Source organism: Streptomyces sp. NPDC047028, assembly GCF_040644095.1.
Taxonomy (GTDB): Bacteria; Actinomycetota; Actinomycetes; order Streptomycetales; family Streptomycetaceae; genus Streptomyces.
Window position 1 is genome coordinate 230,401 of the sequence record NZ_JBEYVS010000004.1, and the last position, 23,366, is coordinate 253,766.

General features: G+C 73.5%; 25 protein-coding genes and 1 riboswitch. Of the genes, 14 read left to right on the plus strand and 11 right to left on the minus strand.

Annotated features, from left to right (window positions below; translation table 11 throughout):
• Nucleotides 1-45: 45 nt before the first annotated feature.
• Nucleotides 46-1,101, plus strand: a complete 1,056-nt coding sequence (locus ABZ854_RS06165) for a hypothetical protein (RefSeq protein WP_361205016.1) — start codon at nucleotides 46-48, stop codon at nucleotides 1,099-1,101.
• Between the two features lie 31 nt (nucleotides 1,102-1,132).
• Here ABZ854_RS06165 and ABZ854_RS06170 read toward each other — a convergent pair whose 3' ends face one another.
• Together ABZ854_RS06170 and thrS are read right to left on the minus strand one after the other, a co-directional pair.
• A complete protein-coding gene (locus ABZ854_RS06170; RefSeq protein WP_361205019.1) occupies nucleotides 1,133-2,104 on the minus strand; it encodes a nucleoside hydrolase in 972 nt (323 codons plus the stop codon).
• A gap of 228 nt (nucleotides 2,105-2,332) precedes the next feature.
• On the minus strand, nucleotides 2,333-3,586 hold the full coding sequence (thrS, locus tag ABZ854_RS06175) for a threonine--tRNA ligase (RefSeq protein WP_361205184.1): 1,254 nt from the start codon (nucleotides 3,584-3,586) through the stop codon (nucleotides 2,333-2,335).
• Between the two features lie 368 nt (nucleotides 3,587-3,954).
• Here thrS and ABZ854_RS06180 point away from each other — a divergent pair, with 368 nt between their 5' ends.
• Nucleotides 3,955-4,731, plus strand: a complete 777-nt coding sequence (locus tag ABZ854_RS06180; protein WP_361205022.1) for a hypothetical protein — start codon at nucleotides 3,955-3,957, stop codon at nucleotides 4,729-4,731.
• Nucleotides 4,732-4,832: 101 nt separating this feature from the next.
• Nucleotides 4,833-5,015 carry a hypothetical protein gene (locus ABZ854_RS06185; protein WP_361205025.1) on the plus strand — a complete coding sequence of 61 codons (183 nt, stop codon included), beginning with the start codon at nucleotides 4,833-4,835 and terminating at the stop codon, nucleotides 5,013-5,015.
• Nucleotides 5,016-5,028: 13 nt separating this feature from the next.
• Here the strand turns inward: ABZ854_RS06185 and ABZ854_RS06190 are convergent, their stop codons facing one another.
• Complete coding sequence (locus ABZ854_RS06190; RefSeq protein ID WP_361205028.1) at nucleotides 5,029-6,141, minus strand: HoxN/HupN/NixA family nickel/cobalt transporter; 1,113 nt, start codon at nucleotides 6,139-6,141, stop codon at nucleotides 5,029-5,031.
• A gap of 61 nt (nucleotides 6,142-6,202) precedes the next feature.
• Nucleotides 6,203-6,403, minus strand: a riboswitch (cobalamin riboswitch).
• Between the two features lie 78 nt (nucleotides 6,404-6,481).
• On the opposite strand from ABZ854_RS06190, the gene ABZ854_RS06195 reads away from it, so the two are divergent.
• On the plus strand, nucleotides 6,482-6,826 hold the full coding sequence (locus tag ABZ854_RS06195; protein WP_361205031.1) for a metalloregulator ArsR/SmtB family transcription factor: 345 nt from the start codon (nucleotides 6,482-6,484) through the stop codon (nucleotides 6,824-6,826).
• Between the two features lie 462 nt (nucleotides 6,827-7,288).
• The gene (locus ABZ854_RS06200) at nucleotides 7,289-8,935 is read left to right on the plus strand and encodes a glycoside hydrolase family 13 protein (RefSeq protein WP_361205035.1); all 1,647 of its coding nucleotides are present in this window, start codon (nucleotides 7,289-7,291) and stop codon (nucleotides 8,933-8,935) included.
• On the opposite strand, the gene ABZ854_RS06205 is transcribed toward ABZ854_RS06200, so the two are convergent.
• A complete protein-coding gene (locus ABZ854_RS06205; protein ID WP_361205038.1) occupies nucleotides 8,932-9,672 on the minus strand; it encodes a DUF4142 domain-containing protein in 741 nt (246 codons plus the stop codon). The two genes, ABZ854_RS06200 and ABZ854_RS06205, sit on opposite strands and share 4 nt — an antisense overlap.
• Before the next feature lie 300 nt (nucleotides 9,673-9,972).
• Between ABZ854_RS06205 and ABZ854_RS06210 the strand changes: the two genes are divergently transcribed.
• From ABZ854_RS06210 to cutA, 4 genes are all read left to right on the plus strand, one after another.
• Nucleotides 9,973-10,659, plus strand: coding sequence for a DUF6445 family protein (locus tag ABZ854_RS06210; protein WP_361205041.1), 687 nt, complete (start codon nucleotides 9,973-9,975; stop codon nucleotides 10,657-10,659).
• 174 nt (nucleotides 10,660-10,833) lie between these two features.
• Complete coding sequence (gene sigJ / locus ABZ854_RS06215) at nucleotides 10,834-11,646, plus strand: RNA polymerase sigma factor SigJ (RefSeq protein ID WP_361205187.1); 813 nt, start codon at nucleotides 10,834-10,836, stop codon at nucleotides 11,644-11,646.
• A gap of 59 nt (nucleotides 11,647-11,705) precedes the next feature.
• Nucleotides 11,706-12,392 carry a DUF4328 domain-containing protein gene (locus ABZ854_RS06220; RefSeq protein WP_361205044.1) on the plus strand — a complete coding sequence of 229 codons (687 nt, stop codon included), beginning with the start codon at nucleotides 11,706-11,708 and terminating at the stop codon, nucleotides 12,390-12,392.
• Between the two features lie 94 nt (nucleotides 12,393-12,486).
• A complete protein-coding gene (gene cutA, locus ABZ854_RS06225; RefSeq protein ID WP_361205047.1) occupies nucleotides 12,487-12,813 on the plus strand; it encodes a divalent-cation tolerance protein CutA in 327 nt (108 codons plus the stop codon).
• A 20-nt stretch (nucleotides 12,814-12,833) separates the two neighbouring features.
• On the opposite strand, the gene ABZ854_RS06230 is transcribed toward cutA, so the two are convergent.
• Nucleotides 12,834-13,649 (minus strand): methyltransferase domain-containing protein, encoded by an 816-nt coding sequence (locus ABZ854_RS06230; RefSeq protein ID WP_361205050.1) that lies wholly within the window; start codon nucleotides 13,647-13,649, stop codon nucleotides 12,834-12,836.
• 56 nt (nucleotides 13,650-13,705) lie between these two features.
• On the opposite strand from ABZ854_RS06230, the gene ABZ854_RS06235 reads away from it, so the two are divergent.
• The 4 genes from ABZ854_RS06235 (at nucleotide 13,706) to ABZ854_RS06250 (ending at nucleotide 15,990) form a co-directional block, all read left to right on the plus strand.
• The gene (locus ABZ854_RS06235; RefSeq protein ID WP_361205053.1) at nucleotides 13,706-14,422 is read left to right on the plus strand and encodes a GntR family transcriptional regulator; all 717 of its coding nucleotides are present in this window, start codon (nucleotides 13,706-13,708) and stop codon (nucleotides 14,420-14,422) included.
• Nucleotides 14,423-14,525: 103 nt separating this feature from the next.
• Nucleotides 14,526-15,110 (plus strand): hypothetical protein, encoded by a 585-nt coding sequence (locus ABZ854_RS06240; protein WP_361205056.1) that lies wholly within the window; start codon nucleotides 14,526-14,528, stop codon nucleotides 15,108-15,110.
• A gap of 107 nt (nucleotides 15,111-15,217) precedes the next feature.
• A complete protein-coding gene (locus ABZ854_RS06245; protein WP_361205060.1) occupies nucleotides 15,218-15,640 on the plus strand; it encodes a hypothetical protein in 423 nt (140 codons plus the stop codon).
• Nucleotides 15,637-15,990, plus strand: coding sequence for a transcriptional regulator (locus ABZ854_RS06250; protein ID WP_361205063.1), 354 nt, complete (start codon nucleotides 15,637-15,639; stop codon nucleotides 15,988-15,990). The genes ABZ854_RS06245 and ABZ854_RS06250 overlap by 4 nt, the downstream gene beginning before the upstream one ends.
• Nucleotides 15,991-16,036: 46 nt before the next feature.
• Here the strand turns inward: ABZ854_RS06250 and ABZ854_RS06255 are convergent, their stop codons facing one another.
• The 3 genes from ABZ854_RS06255 to ABZ854_RS06265 all read right to left on the minus strand — a co-directional run bounded on the left by ABZ854_RS06255 (nucleotide 16,037) and on the right by ABZ854_RS06265 (nucleotide 19,183).
• Nucleotides 16,037-16,981 carry an MIP/aquaporin family protein gene (locus ABZ854_RS06255; RefSeq protein ID WP_361205066.1) on the minus strand — a complete coding sequence of 315 codons (945 nt, stop codon included), beginning with the start codon at nucleotides 16,979-16,981 and terminating at the stop codon, nucleotides 16,037-16,039.
• Nucleotides 16,982-17,081: 100 nt separating this feature from the next.
• A complete protein-coding gene (locus ABZ854_RS06260; RefSeq protein WP_361205069.1) occupies nucleotides 17,082-17,780 on the minus strand; it encodes an SDR family NAD(P)-dependent oxidoreductase in 699 nt (232 codons plus the stop codon).
• A 59-nt stretch (nucleotides 17,781-17,839) separates the two neighbouring features.
• Complete coding sequence (locus ABZ854_RS06265) at nucleotides 17,840-19,183, minus strand: hypothetical protein (protein ID WP_361205190.1); 1,344 nt, start codon at nucleotides 19,181-19,183, stop codon at nucleotides 17,840-17,842.
• A 179-nt stretch (nucleotides 19,184-19,362) separates the two neighbouring features.
• Between ABZ854_RS06265 and ABZ854_RS06270 the strand changes: the two genes are divergently transcribed.
• Nucleotides 19,363-20,649, plus strand: a complete 1,287-nt coding sequence (locus ABZ854_RS06270) for a molybdopterin-dependent oxidoreductase (protein ID WP_361205072.1) — start codon at nucleotides 19,363-19,365, stop codon at nucleotides 20,647-20,649.
• Nucleotides 20,650-20,995: 346 nt separating this feature from the next.
• Here ABZ854_RS06270 and ABZ854_RS06275 read toward each other — a convergent pair whose 3' ends face one another.
• From ABZ854_RS06275 to ABZ854_RS06285, 3 genes are all read right to left on the minus strand, one after another.
• Nucleotides 20,996-21,742, minus strand: a complete 747-nt coding sequence (locus ABZ854_RS06275) for a methyltransferase domain-containing protein (protein ID WP_361205075.1) — start codon at nucleotides 21,740-21,742, stop codon at nucleotides 20,996-20,998.
• 173 nt (nucleotides 21,743-21,915) lie between these two features.
• Entirely contained in the window at nucleotides 21,916-22,551 is a 636-nt protein-coding gene (locus ABZ854_RS06280; protein ID WP_361205078.1) for a DUF2064 domain-containing protein, read from the minus strand.
• Complete coding sequence (locus ABZ854_RS06285; protein ID WP_361205193.1) at nucleotides 22,548-23,234, minus strand: glycosyltransferase family 2 protein; 687 nt, start codon at nucleotides 23,232-23,234, stop codon at nucleotides 22,548-22,550. The genes ABZ854_RS06280 and ABZ854_RS06285 overlap by 4 nt, the downstream gene beginning before the upstream one ends.
• Nucleotides 23,235-23,366 lie beyond the last annotated feature (132 nt).

The following is a 23,366-nucleotide window of genomic DNA, read 5'->3' on the forward strand; positions in this document are numbered from 1 at the left end:
TGCTGGTTGCAGGAACCGACTGGCGCGACGACAGGGGAGGGGACCATGCCCGGAACCGTGCTGCTGCTGGCGGCTTCGCCGCTGGGGCGGTCGTGTGTGGTGGACGCGGCCGGTGTGCTCCCCGTCCTCGCGGCCGTGGCCCCTTCGGTGCTGGCCGGTACCGAGACGGCCAACGTCGTCGAACTCGCCGACCCGCTCGACCCGCAGGCCGTTCTCACCCGGCTGCGCGCGGCGGCCGCCGCTCCCGGACCCCTCACGCTGTACGTCACCGGGCAGCTGCATCTCGACCGCCGGCAGCGCCTGCCGCATCTGGCGCTCGCCCGCACCACCCCGGCGACCGTCCGCTACACCGCGCTGCCCTGGCACTGGATCCGTGAGGAACTGCGGCTGCGGCCGGCCGGGGCCACGGCACTCTTCGTCGACCTGCACACCGACGCCGACACCTGGCAGTACCTGGCGGGCCGCCCGCTCGACTCGGGCCGCGACAACGCCGTCTACGGCCGGATCGCCCCGCCGCCCGGCCGGCGGGGGCTGGCGGAGCCGACGTACATGAAGGCCGTGGCGACGCTGCTGCGCAGCGGGCACCGGCCGCCCTCGGAGCAGTTGCACCAGCAGGCCGTGGCCAGGCTCGGGGACGAGGCGGCGACGAACATCCTGCTCGGCGCGCGGGCCGCGCACAGCGGTGACCCGCACGCCGCCATCAGCGCGGCGGTCCGGGCCGGCCGGTACGCCGAGGCCGACGCGCTCGCCGGGCGCTGGGAGCAGACCGCCGCACGCGCGCACGGTCCCGCCTCCGAGGACGCCCTGCACTGGGCCGAAGTCCGCGCCGACCTGGCGATGTTCGCGGGGGACGCGGCGGGCAGCTGCCGGGCCTGGCTGACCGTCGCCGGGACGCGGCTGGGCGCCGGGCAGCCGGTGGACGCGGCCGCCGTGGAGGCGGCCGTGGACCGCGCCCACCACCAGTGGGGCCGCATCGAGGACCCGGCCCGGGCCCGTGAACTCGGGCCTGCCCTGGCCCAGTTGCGCCTGCGGGTCCCGGGCCGCCGCGAGGGTGCCCTGGAGAACGTCCAGCAGCACCTGCGGCAGCTCCAGACCCAGTGACGGCGGCGTCGTCGCGGGCCGCCGGACGGGCTCAGCGCCGCTCGACGGTCTCCAGGTACAGGCCGACGTAGCGGTCCACGTCCACCTCCAGGCCCACGTCCACCAGGGTCTGCATGCGGGCGCCCTCGTGGATCTCGGCCTCGCCGGGTCGCGGGCGGCGGTCCACGACCGTCTGGCCCCGGGTGGGTCCGGGGGCCAGGGACACCTCGACCGGGAGGCGGCGGGTGGTCAGGCCCGCGGGGTCGGCCACGGCGCAGACCGCGCCCGCGTCGCCGAGGCCGCCCGCCTCCTCGGCCTCCGTGGGGCCGCCCTGGGAAGTCGGCCGGTGGGCGAGGAGGTCGCCGGCCAGCCGGGTGCCGGGGTCGGTGCTCGCGCGCAGGCGGTGCACGTCCGTACCGGGGACGACGACCCGCATGAACACGTCCAGGCCGTACATGGTGATCGGTACCCCGGCGGTGAGGAGGATCGCCGCCGCCTCCGGGTCGTGCCACACGTTGAACTCGGCGACCGGGGTCGCGTTGCCCGTCGCGACGGCGCCGCCCATGAAGACGATCCGCTCGATGTTGCGGGTCACCTCCGGGTGGGTGCGCAGCAGCAGGGCGATGTTGGTGAGGGGCGCGGTCGGGATCAGGGTGACCGGGCGGGGGCTGGCCAGGATCTCCCGGTGCAGGAGCGTCACCGCGTCCACTGCGGCCGGGGCACGGGTCGGCGCGGGCAGGCCCAGGTCGCCCATGCCGTCGTGGCCGTGCACATGCCGGGCCGAGCGGGCCGGCTCGATCAGCGGCCGCTCGGCACCCCGGGCCACCGGGATGTCCGGGGCACCGGCCCGCTCCAGCACGGTCAGCGTGTTGCGGACCACCCCGTCGACGTCCGTGTTCCCGGCGACACAGGTCACCGCGCGCAGGTCCAGCCCCGGGTGGCGTACGGCGAACAGCAGGGCCAGGGCGTCGTCGACCCCGGTGTCGCAGTCGATGATCACGGGGATGGCGGGCCGGTCGCTCACAGCGGACTCCTTCCGTCGGGACCGACCTTAGAGCCCGCACCGAGAGACCGCGCGTCTCACGGCCACGGTCGTCTCACGGGCCGGCCTTCTTACGGCCCCGGCCGTCTTACGGGCCCGGTCCGCTCTCAGCCCCAGTCCTCTTACGGCCACGGTCGTCTCACGGCCCCGGCCCTCTCGCGGCCCCCGCCTTCTCGCGGCCCCCGCCTTCTCGCGGCCCCGGCCGTCGTCCTACGGCCACAGCCCGGACCCCCGGGCCGCCACCCTCTCGCCGATCCGTCGCAGCAGCTCCGGGGCGGGCATCGGGCCGGGGCGGCGGCCGTCCCGCAGGCGTACGGCGGCCAGGCCCGCCTCCGCCTCACGGGCGCCCAGCACCACCTGGTACGGCACCAGGCGGGCCGCCCGGATCCGGGCGCCCAGGGTGCCCCGGTCGGGGCCCGACAGCTCGGCCCGCAGCCCCAGGGACTCCGCCTCCCGCACCAGTGCCGCCGCCCGCTCCCGCTGCTCCTCGGCCACCGGCAGCACGGTCAGCTGCACGGGCGCCAGCCAGGCCGGGAAGGCGCCGCCGTGGGTCTCGATGAGGTGGGCGACGGCCCGCTCCACGCTGCCGATCACGCTGCGGTGCACCATGACCGGGCGGTGCCGGCCGCCGTCGGGGCCGATGTAGTGCAGGTCGAAGCGGGCGGGCTGGTGGAAGTCGATCTGCACGGTCGACAGGGTCGACTCGCGGCCGGCCGGGTCGGCGATCTGGACGTCGATCTTCGGGCCGTAGAACGCGGCCTCCCCCGCCTCCTCCTCGTACTCCACGCCCGCCGCGTCCAGCACCTCCCGCAGCAGTGCGGTGGCCCGGTGCCACAGCGCGGGGTCGGCGACGTACTTGCCGCCCTCGCCGGGCAGGGACAGGCGGTGCCGTACGGCCCGGATGCCGAGGTCGGCGTAGGCGCGGGCGATCAGTTCCAGGGCGGCGCGGGCCTCCTCGACGGCCTGGTCGAGGGTGCAGAAGATGTGGGCGTCGTTCAGCTGGATGGCCCGGACCCGGGTCAGCCCGCCGAGCACCCCGGACAGCTCGGCCCGGTACATGGTTCCCAACTCGGCGATGCGGAGGGGTAGTTCACGGTAGCTGTGGGAGCGGGAGCGGTAGATCAGGGCGTGGTGCGGGCAGAGGCTGGGCCGCAGGACCAGTTCCTCGGCCGCACTGACGTCCTCGGGCCCACCGGAGTCCTCGAAACCGCCCAGCCTCATCGGCGGGTACATGTCCTCGCTGTAGTGGTCCCAGTGCCCGGAGATCTCGTACAGCTCGCGTTTGCCGAGGACCGGCGAGTACACGTGCCGGTAGCCGGCCCGGCGCTCGGCGTCCCGGACGTACTCCTCCAGGGTGTGGCGTACGACGGCCCCGTCGGGCAGCCAGTAGGGCAGGCCGGCGCCCATCAGGGGGTCGGTGCCGAAGAGGCCGAGGTCGCGGCCGAGGCGGCGGTGGTCGGGCAGGGGGGCGTTCTCGTTCACGGGCGGAACCTCTCGCTGAGGGAGGCGGACACCCCGTGAGAGGACCGACACGACCGCTGGCACGGCCGAAGCCCCGGGGCGTTCGCCCCGGGGCTTCGGATGACTGGCTCAGGTGTCAGCGCGCCGGGACGGTCTCCGGCGTCGTCGTGCCCCTCGGGCACATCGCGGACTTCGCGGACTTCTGGGCGGCGCGCTGCATACGAGGACCGTAACAAGCCGCCGCGCCCGCCCTCAACGCAATTGCTCACTCGTACGGACCGGAGCGCTGGTGGGGTCGGCCCCGCGATGGTGCCGTGGGGGAAGGCGGCCTCTCCCCCCACCGGCCCGACCCCCGACCAGGAGGCACCCCGATGACCCCTGCCGCGATATCCCGCCGTGCCCTCCTCCTGGCCGTCGGTCTGGTCACCCTCTCCGGCTGCGCCACCCTCGGCCTCGAACACCCGGCGACCGCGCCGACGCCGACCCCGACGATCGACCGGCCGACGCCCACCGCGAAGGCGCCGAACCGGGCCGACGGCTCCACGCTCAGCGACGCGCAGGCCCGTGAGGCCCTCATCACGGAGACCGACCTGGGGCCGCCGTGGACCGCCACGCGCGGGGCGGCCACCTGGCGGGACGGTCTGCTGAAGGCGAGCACCTCGGCCGGGGACTGCCAGCGCCTGCTCGACGCCCTCTACGACGACGAACTCCTCGGTGGCCCGCCGCGCGTCGCCGTCGGCCTCGACGACACCGACACCGACGCCCAGATCCGCTTCCAGATCGGCGCACGCCGGCCGGCGGACGTCGACGGGGCGCTGGCCTGGCTCGGCGGCATGCCGTCGCAGTGCGCCCGGTTCACGGCCACCACGGAGGCCGGCACCCTCGAGGACATCCAGGTCACCGACGCCCCGCTGCCCGACGTCGGGGACGTACGCCAGGGTCTGCACATCACCGTGGCCGCCCTCACCCGCGACGGGGACCAGCTGCTCCTGACGATGGACGTGGCCGCCGTCCGGGTCGGCACGGACGCCTTCGCCCTCACCAACGGCGGTCTGGGCGACGTACCGAACGACGCCACGCAGGCAGCCGTGCAACTGGGCGCACTGCGCCTGGCCGACGTGCGCAAGCAGGGCCGGGCCCAGGTCTGAACACCCTTGCGCCCCTTGCCGATCCAGCCGTCCGTCCCTAGGTTGAACGGCACCCCGCCCCTGCCCGACCGACCCCCCACCGCTGTTGCTGCGAGGTCCCCGTGCCCGAACGCACAAGCGCGAGCCCCCACTCCCGGCTCCGCGCCCTGAGCGCGACCCCCACCGCCCGAAGCGTCGCCGCCGCCGTCCTCACCATCGCCGCCCTGATCACCGCGGGCAACGCGATCCCGGCCCACGCGGCGGAACCGGCACCCTCCCTCACCGCCCCGGCCGCCGGGCACTGAGGCAGCAGTTCCCTCACTCCGACGCCGCGGGTGCCTCCAGGGTCCAGCGGTCCTCCACGCGGGCGAGGCGCCAGTAGGAGAGGGCGAGGGCCCAGACGACGACGAAGAGACCGACGATGATGTAGCCGACGCTGTCCAGGTTGAGGCCGGCGATCCAGGTGGTGACGGCGTCGCTCAGGGCGAACTTGTCGTGCAGGACGCCGACCAGTTCGATCGTGCCGATGAAGAAGGCGACCGCGATGGACAGGCCGGTGATGGTGAGGTTGTAGAACACCTTGCGGACGGGGTTGGAGAACGCCCACTGGTAGGCGAAGTTCATGAACGTGCCGTCCAGCGTGTCGAACAGGCTCATGCCGGCCGCGAAGAGGAGCGGCAGGCACAGCACCGCGTACCACGGCAGTCCCGCCGCCGCGCCCGAGCCGGCCATCACCATCAGCGTGACCTCGGTGGCCGTGTCGAAGCCGAGGCCGAACAGGAAGCCCAGCGGGTACATCTGGCCCGGCCGGGACACGGACCTGGTGAGCCGGCCCAGCAGCCGGTTCATGAACCCCCGGGAGTCCAGGTGCTGTTCGAGTTCCTTCTCGTCGTACGTCCCCGCCCGCATCGCGCGGAACACGCGCAGGATGCCGACCAGGGCGATCAGGTTGAGCGCGGCGATGAGATAGAGGAACGTGCCCGAGATCGTCGTACCGAGGAACCCGAGCACCCGGTGGGTGGCCGAGTGCTCGTCTGTCACCTTTCCGGCCAGCGAGGTGCCGCCCGCGATCAGCAGGGCGAGCAGCACGACCACGCTGGAGTGGCCGAGCGCGAACCAGAAGCCGACGGACACCGGCCGCTTGCCGTCGGCCATCAGCTTGCGGGTGGTGTTGTCGATCGCGGCGATGTGGTCGGCGTCGAAGGCGTGCCGCATGCCGAGGGTGTAGGCGGTGACGCCGAGGCCGATGCCGAAGACCTCGTGGCCGACCTTGTAGTGCTGCGGGGCGACCAGCAGGAACAGCACGCCGAACGCGACGACGTGCAGGGCGGCGATCACGGCCAGCAGCCCCGCCGTGCGGTAGGTGTCCTCCCGCCGCCACTTGAAGGTGTTCGGCCCGGGGGCGTCCGGTCCGGTCGAGCTCGGCCTCACGGCCGTACTGCGGGCAGGGTCGGGCAAGGTCATCCGGTTCACGCTCCAGCACCTCGTGGATCACTTCGTGAGCTGCCGTGGCCGGTCTCCTGGCTGACGGGTCGCGCGTTCGCCGTCCCTGCCTTCCCGGTCGTACGACCAGTGGCCCGGCGGGTGCCGGACGGGACGAGAACTCCCCGATCACAGTGGCGAGGGCCGCGTCGGCATGGACCCCTGAGGGGCCGTCACCGACTTCCCGAACACCACGGCGTGCCTACGGTAGAGGTGCGGGCGGGTGCCTGCATAGCTGCATACCTGGGCAGGTATTCAAGATCACATCGCGGCCTGCGAAGATGTCGGCATGCATCTCGTGCCTGCCGACCGAGCGGACCGTCGCACCATCGACGGTCACCGGGTGTGCGAGGCGATCGCCGCCATCGGCGACGCGGGCCACGTACGCACCTGGGCCGACCGCTTCTCCCTGCTCGCAGACCCCAACCGGCTGGCCCTCCTGCTCGCCCTGCACCGCACGGGCCCGCTCGCCGTCTCCGACCTCGCCATCGCCACCGGCATGAACGACCCCGCCGTCTCCCAGGCCCTCCGCCTGCTGCGCGCCGCCGGCGCGGTAACGGGCGAGAAGGAGGGCCGCGTGGTCCGCTACCGCTTGGTCGACGAGGAGATCGCAGCGGTACTCCAACACTGCTGAACCCGCCTGCCCGCCGCCCACCAAGGCCCCCTCCCGCCCCACCGAGTCGTCCGCCGGGGGTTCCTTCCGTCCCGCCGGGTCGTCCGTCGGGGGTTCCTTCCGTCCCTGCGGGTCGTCCGCGGGGGGTTCCTTCCGTCCCACCGGGTCGACCACCAAGGGTCCCTCCCGCCCCTGCGGGTCGTCCGCGGGGGGTTCCTTCCGTCCCACCGGGTCGACCACCAAGGGTCCCTCCGCCCCACCGAGTCGGCCGTCCGGGGCCCCCTCCGGGCCACCGAGTCGGGCCTCGGCGGTTACTTCTCGATCCAGCGAGTCGGGTGGTGGGTGGGCGAGGCCGGGGGGTTCGGGGGCGGAGCCCCCTGAGGGGCCCAGCGCGGCGCCGCCGCACGAGCACCAACCCGGCCCAGTGTCACCGCGCCCCAACCCCAATGTTCCCTTTCCGGGCAATGTGGACAGAGTCCAGGTATGGCAGACCTCTCCCCCCGCAACCCCGACTGGTGGCGCCAGGCAGTCATCTACCAGATCTACCCCCGCAGCTTCGCCGACGCCGACGGCGACGGACTCGGCGACCTCAACGGCATCACCGCCCATCTCGACCACCTCGCCACCCTCGGCGTCGACGCCCTCTGGCTCAGCCCCTTCTACCCCTCCGAACTCGCCGACGGCGGCTACGACGTCGCCGACCACCGTGACGTCGACCCCCGCCTCGGCACCCTCGACGACTTCGACGCCCTCGCCGCCGAGGCCCACCGCCTCGGCCTGAAGGTCGTCGTCGACCTCGTCCCCAACCACACCTCGCACCAGCACGCCTGGTTCCAGGAGGCCCTGCGCTCCGCCCCCGGCTCCCCCGCCCGCGACCGCTACGTCTTCCGCCCCGGCCGCGGCCCGCACGGCGAACTCCCGCCCACCGACTGGCAGTCCGTGTTCGGCGGCACCGCCTGGCGCCGTGTCCCCGACGGCGAGTGGTACCTCCACCTCTTCGCCCCCGAGCAGCCCGACCTCAACTGGGCCAACGAGGAGGTGCGCGCCGACTTCCGCACCACGCTCCGCTTCTGGTCCGACCGCGGCGTGGACGGCTTCCGCGTCGACGTCGCCCACGGCCTCGCCAAGGACCTCACCGAGCCACTCCGCGACACCGGCGACATCGGCGCCACCGGCGAGGACGCCCTGCCCCGGGTCCCGCCCGGCACCCACCCCCACTGGGACCGGGACGAGGTCCACGAGATCTACCGCGACTGGCGCCGCGTCTTCGACTCCTACACCCCGCCCCGCACCGCCGTCGCCGAGGCCTGGGTACCGGACGCCCGCCGCGCCCTGTACGCCCGCCCCGACGAACTCGGCCAGGCCTTCAACTTCGAGTACCTGCAAGCCGGCTGGGACGCGGACGAACTGCGCGAGGTCATCGGCGGCTCCCTCGCCACCGCCCGCGCCGCCGGCGCCTCGGCGACCTGGGTGCTGTCCAACCACGACGTCGTCCGGCACGCCACCCGCCTGATGCTCCCGCCCGGCACCGACCCCGACGCCTGGCTGCTGTCCGGCGGTCACGCGCCGGCCGTCGACCAGGAGGCCGGCCTGCGCCGGGCCCGCGCGGCCACGCTGCTGATGCTGGCGCTGCCGGGATCGTCGTACGTCTACCAGGGCGAGGAACTCGGCCTGCCCGAGGTCGCCGACCTGCCCACCGAGGTCCTCCAGGACCCCATCTGGGAGCAGACCGGCCACGTCCGCAAGGGCCGCGACGGCTGCCGGGTGCCCCTGCCGTGGACGACGACCGGACCGTCGTACGGCTTCGGGACCGGGGCCTCCTGGCTGCCGCAGCCGGCGTCGTTCGCGTCGTACGCCGTCGAGGCACAGGCCGGTACCGAGGGCTCCACGCTGGAGCTGTACCGCACCGCCCTGCGCCTGCGCCGCAAGCTGCTCCAGGGCGAGTCGCTGACCTGGACGCCCGGGGCGCCGGCCGGGGTCCTGGACTTCGCCCGCACCGAGGCCTGGCGCTGCGTCACCAACCTCACCGCCGCGCCCGTGCCCCTGCCCCCGGGCGAGGTCCTGCTGGCCAGCACCCCGCTCCCGGAGGCGGGACTCCTCCCGCCGGACACCACCGTGTGGCTGGACTAACCCGCCGTCGGGGCCGGCCCCGGCGCGTTGCCCCGGTCCTTGCTGTCCCCGCTGTCGGTGATGCCGTTCAGGTCCAGCGGCGTGGACGTCGCGTTCGGCGGCGGGGTGAGGATCACCTCGGGCTGGCCGGCGGGCGGGGGCGGCGGCGTCAGGTCGGCCTGGGGCAGCTTCGGCGGGGTCGTCTGCTGGAAGAGGGTCTGGTCGAAGTCGATCAGGCCCGTCCTCTCCATCACCGTGATGTGGTCGAGCACGGTGTCGTTGGCCTGGTCGGCCAGCGCCCGCACCAGCGAGTTCTTGGTGGTGGAGCGGATCTTCGCGATCGTGTTGAAGATAGAGCCGTGCGTCATCCGCAGCGTGTTGGCGAAGTCGACGTCGAACTGTCTGCCCTGGTCGGACTTGAGCGTCTGCACGAAGCCCTCCTGCTGGGGGCTCGCCACGTTGGGCAGCGTGATGTTCAGCATCGGCGCGATCTTGCGGCAGGAGGCGTCCAGCGCCGCGTGCCCGTCGATCAGGTGCCGGCTCGCGGTGACCACCCCCTTGGTGGTGCCCTTCTGCAGCCCCAGCTGCCCCACCGGGTACTCCCACAGCCCCGCCGCCCGCACCTTCACCACGAAGTCCCGGTCGCCCTCGGTCAGCGGCCCCCACTGGGTGTTGGCGATGATCCGGGTGGACTGGCTGGTCACCTGGTTCAGGCCGAGCATGCCGGGATAGACGAGCGCGGCGAGGGTGAGGGCCATCGCACCCCCCACGAAAATGGTTCCCGTCGCGTTCCGCGAAAAGCGCACCGTGCCTCCTGCCCGGCCATGGATCCGCCCGGCGGGCGGTGAGGACACACAGCAGTACGGACGCGGGAGCCGTTCGTATCTGTCGCGCACCGAAAAATCCGGGAGCTTCCCGCGCCCCTCCGGCGACCTGGGCGGATCGCCCGTAACGCCTGCCTTGCCCGGCCCTCGGTTGGGCAAAGATTGACCATCCGCAGGGAGAGTTGACCATTCCCCGGCCGAACCCAGGACGAACCCCGCCCTAAGTTCGGCCGTATGCCCGCTCAACCCCCGCCCAGGATGCCCGCCGCGCTGCCCGTCCTGCCCTACCGCAAGCCCACCAAGGGCCGCGACTACTGGGTGCTGGACGACGTCCTGCCCGACGTGGACGCCGTACGGGAGCGGTGCCTGGCCAAGGACGACTGGGTCAAGGGGTACCCGTACACCTCGGAGACCTGGCCGGGCCTGCGCGCCATGCCCGGCCTGGAACCGGCGGAACTGGCCCGCATCGAGCGGCTGGTGAGGAAGGCGACCGGGGCGAAGGAGCTGTGGGTGCAGCAGGCGCCCGGCGGCGGCACCCTCAACCACAACTGCGTCCAGGTCGTCGGCGAGGGCGAGAGCGAGCCGCGCCCGCACACCGACTCGCGCGCGCTGTGCCGGTACGCGGCCGTGCTGTACCTGAACCCGGCCGTCCCCAAGGACTGCGGCACCAGCTTCTTCCGCCAGTCCCTGCCCGGCGGCCGGCTCGGCGGCAACGTCGTCCAGGCCCCGCACAACAACCTCGTCGAGGCCCTCGGCACCCGCTTCGTGGCGCCGAACGCTTTCGAGGAGGACGTCCGCGTCCCCCACAAGTACAACCGCCTCCTCCTCTACAACGCCAACCTCGTGCACAGCGCGACGGGCTACTCCGGTACGACGCTGGAGGAGAAGCGGATGACGGCGGTCTTCTTCTGGATGGCCTGACGGTGCGGTGACCTGGCCGGAGCCGCGGTGCTCTGGCAGGTTGCTCCCATGGACCACGACGGCACGGACCACGAGGACGCGGGCCACGAGGACGCGGATCACGAGGACGCGGACCACGACGGCACGGACCCGTACTTCTCCCACCGGCGGCTGCTGTTCGCGACCGCCTACCGCATGCTCGGGAGCGTGACGGACACCGAGGACGTCCTCCAGGACACCTGGCTCACCTGGCACGCCGCCGACCGCACCACCGTCCGCAGTCCCCGCGCCTACCTGGTCCGCACGGTCACCAACCTCTGCCTCAACCGCCTCACCTCCGCGCGCGCCACCCGCGAGCACTACGTCGGACCCTGGCTCCCCGAACCCCTCCTGGCCTCCCCCGACGCTGCCGAGGAGACGGAGCTGGCGGACAGCGTGTCGACGGCGATGCTGGTCGTCCTGGAGACGCTCGCCCCGGTCGAACGGGCGGTGTTCGTGCTCCGCGAGGTCTTCGGCTTCTCCCACGCGGAGATCGCCGGCTTCCTGGACCGCCCCGAGCCCGCCGTCCGGCAGATCGCCCACCGGGCCCGCTCCCACGTGCGCTCCCGCCGCCCCCGCTACGACACCGACCCCGGGCGGCGCGCCGCCGTCACCGACCGCTTCATCGAGGCGTGCGCCGGCGGCGACCTCAACGCGGTGCTGGAACTCCTCGCCCCCGACGTCACCGTCTGGGCCGACGGCGGCGGCAAGGTCAGCGCCGCCCGCCGGCCCGTCCACGGCCCCGACCACGTGGCGCGCTGGATCCTCGGCATCCTGACCAAGCCGCAGATGACCGGCGTCGCCTTCGAACCCGCCCGGATCAACGGCGAACCGTCCCTCCTCCTCACCGCCTCCGGCACCCCGGCAGGAGCCCTCACCTACGACCTCACGGAGGCGGGCATCACCAACATCCGCCTCCAGGTCAACCCGGACAAACTGCGCGGCCTGCGGCCGTCGGGGCTGTCGTAGCCGTACCTCTCGGCCGGGTCACGTGGCCCCGGCGCACCGCCGTACGCCAGGATGATCACGTGAATGACCAGATAGCGCAGTCCCTCTTCCGGCCCACCCGCTCGGCCGGGCGGATGGCCGTCGGCACCCTGCTGCTCGCCGGACTCGGCTACCTGCTGCGGGCGGTGTGGGAGATCAGGCTCGCCGCCGCCGGTGAACCGGCCTCCGGTCCGCCGGACCAGGGCGAGGGCGTGCACCGTCCGCTCACCGCGCTGGAGGACTCCTACCACTTCGTCGCCACGGTGACCGGAGTCCTGACCGCCGTCTGCGCGATCTGCTTCCTGGCCTGGCTCCGCCGCGTCCGCGAGAACGCCGCCGACCTCTCGGGCTGCCCCCCGAAGTACTCCGGTCTCTGGGTCTACCTCGGCTGGATCGTCCCCGTCGTCAACCTGTGGTTCCCGCGCGGCATCGTCGCCGACGCGTTCCGCACCACCGCCCCCGGCCGCCGCCTCCCCGCCTCCGTCAGCATCTGGTGGGCCCTCTGGCTGACCAGCCTCGTCACCGGCATCGGCCTCATCTACTCCGCCTCCACCGACGAGATCATCGCCCGCGCCTACTCCTCGATCTGGCCCCTCCTCGCCTCGGACGCGGCCACCATCGGCGCGGCAGCGGCAGGCGCACTGGCGGTACGGGCGGTGACGTCGGCGCAGCTGGCCTGCTTGGCTGGGGACGAGGCTGCGACACCGCCCGAGTGGGCCGGGGCATAGCTGGAGCTTGCCCCACCTCGCGGCCCCGGGAAGGGAGCACCGAGGTGCTCCCTCAGCCGCTCACAAGCGTCGAACGCCGGATAGGCTCGTCGGCGTGGCTGACTACGTGCAAGTGTCCACGGCGACCCCGACCCGTGAGCATGCTGTGGAGTTGGCGCGTTCCGTCGTCAGTGAGCGGTTGGCCGCAGGCGCCCAGATCGTCGGGCCGGTGATCTCCGCGTTCTGGCACGACGGAGAGTTCGGCACGGGCGAGGAATGGCGGTTGCTGCTGAAGACCAGCGCCGCTCGTTACCCGGATCTGGAGGCGCACATCCTCAGGCACCATCCATGGCAGAACCCGGAGCTTGCGGCTGTGCCCATTGTGTCCGGTTCCCAGGGCTGCCTGGAGTGGATCTCCGCCCACACCGAGCCGTCCGAGTAGGGCTCGGTGTGGGGCTCCCGTCACAGTGGGCGGTGGCCGGTGGCCAGCAAGTGGGAGCCGGCGGACAGTAGTTCGGGGTAGGGCTCGGCCATGCGGGCCGCGGTCAGGGCCGACTCGAACATGGGTGAGTCGATGAGGGACTTGCCGGTGTGGCGTTCCGCCGCGGCCAGGAGAGACCACGCGGGACCCTCGACGCCGTGCACCTCGCCCCCTTCGAACCCCGCTGCCGTCACCTCGCCGAGGAGTTGCTCCGCGCTGTGGAAGTACGCGGGCGTGAACGCCTTCTTCCCGTCGTGGGTCTGCGTGGCCAGGATGCCGCCGATGTTCTTCCGCATCGATTCCTTGTGGAGGTGCGCGTACGCGGTGTGTTCGAACAGCGAGGCGTACCGGTTGATGCCGGCCGCCGCGACGAGCCCTCCGGGCCGGAGCACGCGGTAGGCCTCGGCGAGGGCCCGGTCCCGGTCGGCGCGGTCGAGCAGGTGGTACAGCGGGCCGAGGACGAGGACGACGTCGTACGACCCGTTCGCCGCGGCCAACGCCCTGGCGTCGCCCAACTCGGCGGTGGCTCCGGTCTGGGCGGCCTGTTCGACGTGCCGGGGGACCGGGTCCACGAGGTGTACGGCGTACCCGTCGGCCACGAGCCATCGCGCGTGGGCGCCGGGCCCGCCTCCGACGTCGAGGACCTTCGCCGGCGGCTTCGGCAGTCGGCGGCGCAGCAACTCCTGGGTGCGTACCATCTCCAGGCGCCCGTCGGCGGTGGTGCTCAGCCGTTCCGCCTCGTCGATGGTCTCGCTGTAGAACCTGACGATCTCCGGCGCTACCTCGGGGCTTGTCATGTTGGGCATTCTGGAGGCTTACCGGTGGACCAGTCCAGTGATCGGAAGTGCTCACCATGACGCTGCTGAAGTACGAGCAGATCGCCGACGACCTGCGCACCCGCATGGCGAACGACGAGTTCGCGCCGGGGGACCTGCTGCCCTCGGGGCGTGACCTCGCCGAGCAGTGGGGAGTCTCGCGCGCCACGGTCGTCAAGGCGTACGACGTGCTGCGCAACGACGGTTTGGTCGTGGCACGCCAGGGCTCAGGCTTCGTCGTCGCGAAGACCCCGCTCGCCCGCCCGGCCGGTGGCCGGCGCGCAGGCGTCACCCGGCTGTCCGCCGGTGCTCCGTACCGGCGCCTCGGTGTCCCGGACCGTGCCGTGCCGCCCGCACGCGTGGGCGCGGCGCTCGAAATCGGCTCCGGGGAGCAGGCGTTGCGCCGCGTACGGCTGGTGCTGCTCGACGACGGTACGCCGCACAGCCTCGTGACGGCGTGGTTTCCCCCGCTCGTCGCGGACGCCGCGCCGCGTCTCTCGGCGAAGGGGCCTGTCGCCGAGGGCACCACGCACTACGTGCGACGGCAGACCGGCCGGTTCCCGGTGGAGGGAGTCGACATCACCACGGTGCGTCTGGCGACTCAGGAGGAGGCCCGGCTGCTGGAGGTGCGGTGTCCGTCGGCCGTGGCCGTCGTCCTGCACACGGCATTCGACCGGGACGGTACGCCGCTGGTGTGCGAGGAGGGGGTAACGGCACCCCACGTCTTCGAACAGATTGACAAGTACCCCATGTAACAAGGGAACTGACGTGCCATCGGTGATGGTGCGGGCTTGACTGGACCGGTCCACCGGTCCAGTCTCTGGGGTGGTTGGCCCGCACCGTGAAGGAGTGCCGCGCATGGAACCTGTCACCGAACCGCCGCCTCCGGCCCCGCGCCCGGCCAGTCCGGAGTGCCGCACGCTCCGGCATCCCGCAACGGACCGCAGGCGCGCGATCGAGGACTGGCTGCTCTCCACCCACCCAGCTCCTGGGCGCGCCCGCCGGGAATGGCAGGAGTACAAGGTGGCGCTGGTCCCCCTGGGAAAGCTGTTCGCCGCCGTGCGGATCCCGGGACAGGTGCTCCACGGTCTGGCCGGGTCGGCCGAGTGGGGCGAAGTGGACGCGTTCCTGGATGACGTGCTCGACGGTGGCGCGGCGATCTGTGACCCGCACGGGCCCCGGTACTACGTCCTGGTGCCGGCGGGCATGCCGGCCGCCTGGGGCCAGGCGGCGGAGGCGTGGCGGACCGTGCTCGGTGCGTGCGTTCTGGGGCGGGACACCTACCTGGGCGTGCCCCGCGTGACCGAAGTGGACTTCACTCCGCGGGCCTGCGTCAGCTACTGGGCCGTGCCCATGACCTCGCCCGCCGCACTCTGTGCCCCGCTGGGCGTCGCGCGGCTCCTCACGGACGCCTGGAAGGCGCGGGTGGACCCGGAGTTCTGATCCGGCATCAGGAAAGTACTTGCATTTAGGGAAAGTAGTCTCCATGATGAAAGTGACCACACGGGCGGCGCCGACCGAACCGCCCCAGCCGTAACGGAGGTTCACGCATGGGTGCCACGGGGGACGAGTCGATGGAGCTGCTTCGGGTGGCGCGCAAGGCGCGCGACGACGCCCGGGCGGCCGGTGCCGTGCGGTCACCGGTGTACGCCGTGGGGCAAGGCCTCGCCTGCGCCGCGGGGTTCAGCGCGCTGGGGCTGGCCGACGTGTGGCCGGGCTGGTCGGCGTGGCTGCTCGGCGCCGGTGTGCTCGCGCTGGCCGGGTTCCTCGTGCTCATCTGGGCCGGCGTGCATCATGGCGGGACGACTCCCTGGTTCGGGCGGCGCCGCAGCTGGGTGGCGTCCCTCGTGCCGATCGGTGTCGGCTTCCTCGCGTGGGTGCCGTACGGGCCGTCGGGGTGGCTCGTCGCCTTCGGGGTGGCCAGTGGGCTGGAGTACGTGATGCGGGGCGTCAGAACAGGAGCGGCGCAGTGAGTGACGGCGGCGGGAGACGCGCGACGGATCCGGCCCTGGACCGGGACCTGCACCACCCCACGCGGCTTGCCCTCGTGGCCTACCTCTCCGGTTGCGGCGAGGCCGAGTTCGGCGTCCTGCGGGACTACTGCCAGGTCTCCGACTCGACGATGAGCAAGACGCTCTCCGCCCTGGAGAAGACCGGGTACGTCAGTGTCCGCAAGGGGCACGTCGGCAAGCGGCCGCGCACCTGGGCCGCGCTGACGTTCACCGGCCGCAGGGCGCTCGCCGGCCACCTCGCGGCCCTGGAGGAGATCGCGGCGGCGGCCCGGCGGGCGGCGGCCGCGAACACCTCCGCCGACGGCAGCTGAACAACGACTGCCGTCGGCTTGCGAAGAGGGGGCCGGGGAGGAGGAGTTACTCCTCGTCGGAGGTCGTCGGGCGGGTGCGGCCGGGCTCCGGGAGCTCTGCGAGCTGGCCGCGCTCGTGGAGGACGTCACCGATGAACAGGTCGTACGCCAGGACGCCGACCACGCCGCCGATCAGCGGCCCCACGATGGGAATCCACCAGTACGCGCTGAACGAGCCCGCCAAACTCCCTGGGAAGGCCAGACTGTTCCAGCCCTCGGCCCAGGTGAAGAGGCGGGGTCCGAAGTCGCGGGCCGGGTTGATGGCGTAGCCCGCGTTCGCGCCGAAGGACATGCCGATCGCGGCGACCACGAAGCCGATGACCACCGGGCCGAGGTTGGCTTTCACGGCGGTGTTGCGCAGGTCGATCACCGCCACGATCAGCATCACCAGGAACGCCGTGCCGACGATCTGGTCGACCAGCGGGCCCCAGATGCCGCCGTGGAAGTACGGGGCTGGGAAGGTCGCGAAGATGGAGAACGTGGCGAGCGTGTGCCCGTTCGTCTTCGGCCCCCTCGTCGCGCCGTCGAAGGCGCTGATCGCATCGTGGTAGACGGCGTAGACCAGCGCCGCCCCGACGAAGGCGCCCGCCACCTGCGAGATGATGTACGGCACCACCTTGGCCCAGGAGAAGCCGCGGCGTACCGCGAATGCGAGGGTCACCGCGGGGTTGATGTGCGCGCCGCTGACGCCGCCCGCGACGTACACGCCGAACATGACGGCGAACGCCCAGCCCCAGGCGATCAGCAGCCAGTCACCGGCCGCGAGGAAGATCGTCGTGGGGGTGGCGGCACGGCCCGACCCGGGCAGTGCGGCGACCGCCATCGCGACCACACCGCAGCCGAACGCGATGAGCACGAATGTTCCGATGAACTCCGCCAGGCACTCACCCAGCAGACCCCCTCGCCTTCTGAGGTGGGAGGGCTTGATCAGCGGAGGGATCTCGACAGCCATGAAGGCCCCCTTTGAGAGGCGAGCGCGGCCACCCTGTCGCGTGTCATGTGACCGCCATCACCCATAGTGGCGCACAAACGCTCTTCACGCAGGATGCGCGTCAGCTGTCGAGGTCGTCGGCGTAGTGGCGGAAGCCCCGGCGCTCCCGGTGCATGCCCCACAGCGTCGCCGCGAGCACGTCCGGATCCTTGCGTACGTGCCCCGGCGTGATCGCCCCCGGGATGATCAGCTGGCCGACGTGGATCCCCTCGGCCGCGAGCCGCTCGTGCAGCAGATGCCCGTACGCGCTTTCCGCCGCGAACGCGATCGAGGTCCCCGCGCGCTCCGGATGCGGTACGGCCGCCGTGCCCCCGTTGACGAACAGGATCGTCCCGCGCCCCAGCGCCCGCATACCGGGCAGCACCTGCTGTACGGCGGCGACGGGACCGTACACCGAGAACTCGATCGGACCCAGCAGCTCCCGGGGCCCGGTCTCCAGCACCGGCCGCATGAAGTCCCGGTGCGGTACGGGGCTGTACTGCAGCACCTCGATGGGGCCCAGCGCGTCCGCTGCGGCGTGCAGGGCGCTCGCCAGCTCCTCGGGCCTGCGCACGTCGGCCCGGAAACCCCGCGCCGTGATCCCCTCGGCGGCCAGCTCGTTCACGAGGACCGCCAGCCGATCCGGATCGCGGGCGACGAGCGCGACCCCGTACCCCTCCCGTCCGAACCGCCGCGCGACGGCGGCCCCGAGCCCGGGGCCGGCACCCACGACGGCGACGGTGGTCGGCCCGGGACCGTGGGCATCGGCACTGGTGCTCATGCAGTCAGCCTTACCGCAGATGACGGCGGACCGCCCGTCCACAGCTGTGGACGACTGTGTCACCACCCCGTCGACAGCAGATGGTTGAGCAGCAGCGCCAGGGTCGCCTGGGCCGTCAGCCAGGCGCGGGGGTGGGGGAGGCGGGCGGTGGCGGGGAGGAGCCACAGGGCGAAGGGGAGCCAGATGCGTTCCGTCTCCGCCTTGCTCATGCCCGAGAGGTCGGCGATCAGGACGGCCAGCAGGGTGGCGGTGACGAGGACGGCCAGGCGGGCCGGGGGAGAGCCCCGGCGCAGCGGGCCACCGGTGAGCGTGCCGGCCGTGCGGGGGAGGGCGGCGGCTGTCGCCGGGCCCGTGATGAGGACCGTGCAGGCCAGGTTGGCCCAGACCCAGTAGCTGTAGGGGCGCGTGCCGCCGACCCCCTGGTTGTAGCGGGTGACCAGCAACTGGTACGCCGTCCACCAGTCGAAGCCCGCGAGGGTGAAGGCGAGGGGGACGACCGCGAGGCCCGCCAGGAGGGGCAGGACGAGGGCCGGGCGTACGGCGGCCCGGTGGCACAGCAGGAGCATGGCCGCGGCGATGACGGCGACGAGCGTGAGGCCGTAGGAGAGGTAGCAGGTCAGGCCGAGGAGGAGGCCGGAGCCGGCCGCCCACGCGGCTGAACCCACGGCTGGACCAGTGGCCGACCGGTGTGTGAGGGCCAGGGCCAGCAGGGCCAGGGCCCAGGCGGACACCGCCGTGAAGTAGGCGTCGGCCGAGGTGCCCAGCCAGACCGCCGCCGGGGCCAGGACCAGGAAGGGTGCCGCCCGGCGGGCCAGGGTCTCGTCCGCCAGCGCGCGGACCGCGACCAGTACGGCCGCGCACGCCGAGCCGCCGAGCACGACGCACCACGTCCCCGCCCAGCCGCCGCCCCCCAGCCCGATCCGGTCCAGGAGGACGAACGTGAGCGTGGCGGCGGGCGGGTGGCCGGCCACATGCGCGGGCCAGGGAGCGGGGGTGCCGGCGACGATGTGGTGGGTGAAGTCCCGCAGGGTGGCCGGGATGTCGTGGAAGCGGCCGATGACCGTCAGGTACTCGTTGTGGGTGGTGAGCCGGGTCGCGACCCCCCGGTGCCAGCCGTCGACCAGGGCCAGGGAGAAGATCCAGGCCGTCGACGCCGCCCAGGCCGTCACCAGCAGCGGGCGCCAGGACAGGCGGGCGGCCAGCGCCGGGCCGTAGGCGACCCCGGCCACCGCGAGGAGTACGGCCGCGGGGGTCCCCGGGCCGACGTGCGGGTCCCATTCCGCGAGCACCGGCGGCCAGTGCACGAACAACGTGTGGCGGGTGAACTGGATGTGCCGGCCGACCAGCACAGCCGCCGTCACCAGCAGGGCGGCGGCCCCGGCGGCCAACAGGTCGTACGGCACGCGGCGGGGGGAGCGGTCCGCGGCGGGGCGGCGGAACGTGCGGGAGGGGGAGGGGATCCGGGTCACACCGGCACGCTAGGACGAGCGGGGCGCGGCGAGCGGTCGTACGGCGCGGACGTCAGCGTTTCGTCATCGGTCGGACCCCCTTTTCCCGGCCTGACCAGGCCTACCGTCGGGACATGCGAGACGATCCGCGCCTTCCGTCCTCCCCCGGTTTCTGGCGCAGCCCCCTGCGCGGCCCCTGGTTCACCTCGGTGCTGGGCCTCGTCCTCCTCGTCGGCGTCACGGTGCTCTTCGTGACAGGGCTGGTGTCGTACGCCGCCTACAACCCGGGCCTGTCCCGCGTGAACGACACCACCCCGGACAAGGGCCTCCTCGGCTTCTACCTGTTCGCCTGGCCGACCGGACCCGTGTGGCTGTACCGGTTCACCCAGGGCCTCCACGTCACCCTCGGCATCACCCTGATCCCCGTCCTGCTGGCCAAGCTGTGGTCGGTGGTGCCGAGGCTCTTCGCCCTGCCGCCGGCCCGGTCCCTGGCGCACGCCCTGGAGCGGGTGTCGCTGCTGCTCCTCGTCGGCGGCGGCCTGTTCGAGTTCACCACCGGCGTCCTCAACGTCCAACTGGACTACGTCTTCCCGGGCTCCTTCTACCCGCTGCACTTCTACGGCGCCTGGGTGTTCTTCGCCGCCTTCCTCGCGCACGCCGCGCTGAAGGCGCCGAAGGCGGTCCGGACCGTACGGCGCCGGATGCGGGACGAGGGCGAGCGGTGCGAGGACGGGGGTGAGCCGGCCGGTGCGGGGCGCAGGGAGGACGGGAGCCTCGTCTCGCCGGACCCGGCTCCCCCCACCGTCTCCCGGCGCGGGGCGCTGTGGCTGGTCGGCGGCGGATCGCTCGCGCTGTTCGTGACGACCGTCGGGCAGAGCCTGGGCGGGCCGCTGCGCCGTACGGCCCTGCTGGCACCGCACGGCGGGTCCGACCCCGGCAGCGGTCCGAACGCGTTCCAGATCAACAAGACCGCCGCCTACGCGGGCGTTCGCGCGAAGGACACCGGCGAGGAGGCGTGGCGGCTGGTCGTCGTCGGGCCCGCCGGCACGCGTCGGCTCAGCCGAGCCGAACTGCTGCGCCTCCCGCAGTACAGCTCCTCGCTGCCCATCGCCTGCGTGGAGGGCTGGTCGACCGCCGACCAGTGGTGGCGCGGCGTACGGCTGCGGGACCTGGCCGCACTGGCCGGGTTCGACGGCGAGCCGCCCGACCTCTTCGTGGAGTCGCTCCAGCGGCACGGCGCCTTCCGGCGCGGGGCGCTGCGTGCCAACCAGGTGGCCGACCCGCGCTCCCTGCTCGCCCTGCGGGTCAACGGCGAGGACCTGTCCCCCGACCACGGCTACCCGGCCCGGATCATCGTGCCCGCCGCACCCGGCGTGCTCTGCACCAAGTGGGTGGCCAGGCTGACCTTCGGAGACCTGTGATGCGACCGCGTGTTCCGGTGGGGAGTCCCCTCCAACTGCTCCTGCTCATCTGCTCCTTCGCGCTCGCCGGTTATGCGGCGGTACGGCTCCTCGCCGGAGACTGGCGCGGCGTGACCCTGTGGATCGTGGGCGCCGCGCTGCTGCACGACCTCGTGCTCCTGCCGCTGTACTCGGTCGCCGACCGGGCGCTGGTGCGTGCGCTGGGCACGGCCGGGCGGCGGGCCTGGACGCCGTACGTGCGGGTGCCGGCCGTGCTGTCCGGACTGCTGCTGCTGGTGTGGTCCCCGCTCATCCTCGGTGTGACCGACCGGCGTTACCGGCTGCTCACCGGGCGCTCCGCCGATGGCTACCTCGGCCGCTGGCTGCTGATCACCGCCGTGCTCTTCGGCGGCTCGGCCCTGCTGCTCACGCTGCGCGCGCGGCGAGCGGCGCGCGTGCGCAGGGCCACGAAGCGGCGGTCGCCGGCCGCCCACTGAGCGGCGGGGCGCCATCCGGTCCGGGCCGCGTAGCGCAGCAGGGCCGGGGTGCCGATCCGGGCCCAGGGGAACGGGTCGCCTACGGCCGTACGGCCGTGAGGGGCGCCGACCATGTGCACGTGGGCGCGCTCGTCGATGTCGATGGGTGCTGTCTCGACGACCAACAGGCCGCCGGTGCGGAGGAGTTGGGCCGTGCGGCGCAGCAGGCCGGCGGGGTCGCCGCCGATGCCCACGTTGCCGTCCATCAGCAGGACCGTGCCCCAGCGGCCCTCGCCGGGGAGCGGGTCGAACACGGAGCGGTGCAGGGCCTGGCCGCCGAGGGCGAGGGTGCGGTGGACGGCCGCGTCGCTGACGTCGACGCCGAGGACGGTGCAGCCCCGGGTGGCGAGCTCCGCTACCAGGCGGCCGGGGCCGCAGCCGACGTCCAGGACGGCACCCTCGCAGCGGTCCAGTACAGCGCGGTCGACGGCGTCGGCGCGGGCGCACCAGCGCTCGACGTCGAGGGGGAGGAGCCGGCCGTCGGGGTGGCGGAGGAAGAGGGGGCCCCGGCCGGCGCGCAGGGCGGTGGCGTAGGGGCCGGTGGCCCAGTGCGCGGCGGTCCGCGACGCCGGCTGCAAGGCCGTCTCGGCTGCGCCTTCGGCGGATGTGTTCTCGCCCGCACCACCCGTGACGCTTTCGACGCCGGGTGCGGGTGGCCCCAGCCGGACCGACCCCCCGTCGGCGGCCGCGGGTGGCCGGTAGCGGGGGGCTGTCTGTGGCGGGGGTGAACTCAGCAGGCGCGGCACCGTGTTCATCGGGACCCCGCCGGGGCGCACTCGGACAGCAGGGCGGCGAACCGGCCGTGCGGGGCCAGGGCGGCGACGGCGTGGGCGTCGGCGGCGGTGTCGACGTCCCGGAGGCGGGGGAGGTCGCACACCCGGAGTCCGGCGGCGCGCAGCCGCTCCCGCTGGGCCTGCCCGGTCAGCGGCGACGACATCGGCACCCCGCGCAGCAGGGCGGGGTCGGGGCGGGCCAGGCCCAGCGCCCAGAAGCCGCCGTCCTCGGCCGGGCCGAAGCAGGCGTCGTAGCCGTCGAGGTCCACGGTGAGCAGCTCCGGGGTGACCTGTGGGGTGTCCATGCCGATCAGCAGGGCCGGCCCGGTGCAGCGGGCGAAGGCGTCGGCGAGCCGCGCGTCCAGTCCGCCCGCGCACTGAGGTACGACGTCGAAGCCGGGCGGCAGCCAGGGGCCGGGCCGGCCGTCGAGCACGAGGACGCGCCGGCCGGCCGGGGTGGCGGCCACCGCGTCCAGCGTGTCGGCGAGGGCGGCCTCGGCGAGCGCGGCGGCCTGGACGCCGGTGAACGGCGGACTGAGCCGCGTCTTGACCCGCCCCGGCCGGGGCTCCTTGGCGATGACGAGCAGGGTGGTGGGGCTGGTGCGTGCGGTCACCCGGGCCTCCCCGCCGCTGCTCGCTCCGGCCGCGCCGGGCCCTCGTTCAGGACGCGGCTCATGTCGCGTACCGCCTGCCAGGTGCCGCGCCAGGTGCCGGTGACCTTCGAGGCGCCGGCGCGGGGGCGGTACGGGACGTCGCGTTCCCGGACGCGCCAGCCGGCGTCGGCCGCGCGGACCACCATCTGCAGGGGGTAGCCGCTGCGCCGGTCGGTCAGGCCGAGGGAGAGGAGGGCCTCGCGGCGGGCGGCGCGCAGGGGGCCGAGGTCGTGCAGGCGCAGCCCGGTGCGGCGGCGCAGCAGCAGGGAGAGGGCCAGGTTGCCGGCGCGGGCGTGGGCGGGCCAGGCGCCCCGGCCCCGCGGGCGGCGCCTGCCCAGCACCAGGTCGGCCTCGCCGTCGCGGAGCGCGTCGACGAACGGCACGAGCAGCCCGGGGTCGAGGGAGGCGTCGCAGTCGCAGAAGCAGACGATGTCGGCGGTGGCGGCGGTCAGCCCGGCGTGGCAGGCGGCGCCGAAGCCCCGGCGCTCCTCGTGGACGACGGTCGCGCCGAGCGCGCCGGCGAGTCCGGCCGAGCCGTCGGTGGAGCCGTTGTCGACGACGAGGGCACGCCAGCCGGCCGGGATCCGGTCGAGCACCCAGGGCAGCGCCTCGGCCTCGTCCAGACAGGGCAGGACGACGTCCACGGAGGGACACGGGGGCAGGGGCAGCGGGGGCCGGAAAGGCTCCTCGGACGCCGGGGGCGCCGGGCGTCCCGGGGGTTCCATCGGTGAGGGTGAGGTGGTCACGAGGCTCACCCTACGAACGTGAACCGGGAC

Bases quoted from the DNA above. Each gene is read 5' to 3' on its own strand.
- ABZ854_RS06165 (WP_361205016.1), top strand. From the start codon at position 46: ATGCCCGGAACCGTGCTGCTGCTGGCGGCTTCGCCGCTGGGGCGGTCG.
- ABZ854_RS06180 (WP_361205022.1), top strand. From the start codon at position 3,955: ATGACCCCTGCCGCGATATCCCGCCGTGCCCTCCTCCTGGCCGTCGGT.
- ABZ854_RS06195 (WP_361205031.1), top strand. From the start codon at position 6,482: ATGCATCTCGTGCCTGCCGACCGAGCGGACCGTCGCACCATCGACGGT.
- ABZ854_RS06200 (WP_361205035.1), top strand. From the start codon at position 7,289: ATGGCAGACCTCTCCCCCCGCAACCCCGACTGGTGGCGCCAGGCAGTC.
- ABZ854_RS06205 (WP_361205038.1), bottom strand. From the start codon at position 9,672: ATGGCCCTCACCCTCGCCGCGCTCGTCTATCCCGGCATGCTCGGCCTG.
- ABZ854_RS06210 (WP_361205041.1), top strand. From the start codon at position 9,973: ATGCCCGCTCAACCCCCGCCCAGGATGCCCGCCGCGCTGCCCGTCCTG.
- sigJ (WP_361205187.1), top strand. From the start codon at position 10,834: ATGCTCGGGAGCGTGACGGACACCGAGGACGTCCTCCAGGACACCTGG.
- ABZ854_RS06230 (WP_361205050.1), bottom strand. From the start codon at position 13,649: ATGACAAGCCCCGAGGTAGCGCCGGAGATCGTCAGGTTCTACAGCGAG.
- ABZ854_RS06235 (WP_361205053.1), top strand. From the start codon at position 13,706: ATGACGCTGCTGAAGTACGAGCAGATCGCCGACGACCTGCGCACCCGC.
- ABZ854_RS06240 (WP_361205056.1), top strand. From the start codon at position 14,526: ATGGAACCTGTCACCGAACCGCCGCCTCCGGCCCCGCGCCCGGCCAGT.
- ABZ854_RS06245 (WP_361205060.1), top strand. From the start codon at position 15,218: ATGGGTGCCACGGGGGACGAGTCGATGGAGCTGCTTCGGGTGGCGCGC.
- ABZ854_RS06255 (WP_361205066.1), bottom strand. From the start codon at position 16,981: ATGGCTGTCGAGATCCCTCCGCTGATCAAGCCCTCCCACCTCAGAAGG.
- ABZ854_RS06260 (WP_361205069.1), bottom strand. From the start codon at position 17,780: ATGAGCACCAGTGCCGATGCCCACGGTCCCGGGCCGACCACCGTCGCC.
- ABZ854_RS06270 (WP_361205072.1), top strand. From the start codon at position 19,363: ATGCGAGACGATCCGCGCCTTCCGTCCTCCCCCGGTTTCTGGCGCAGC.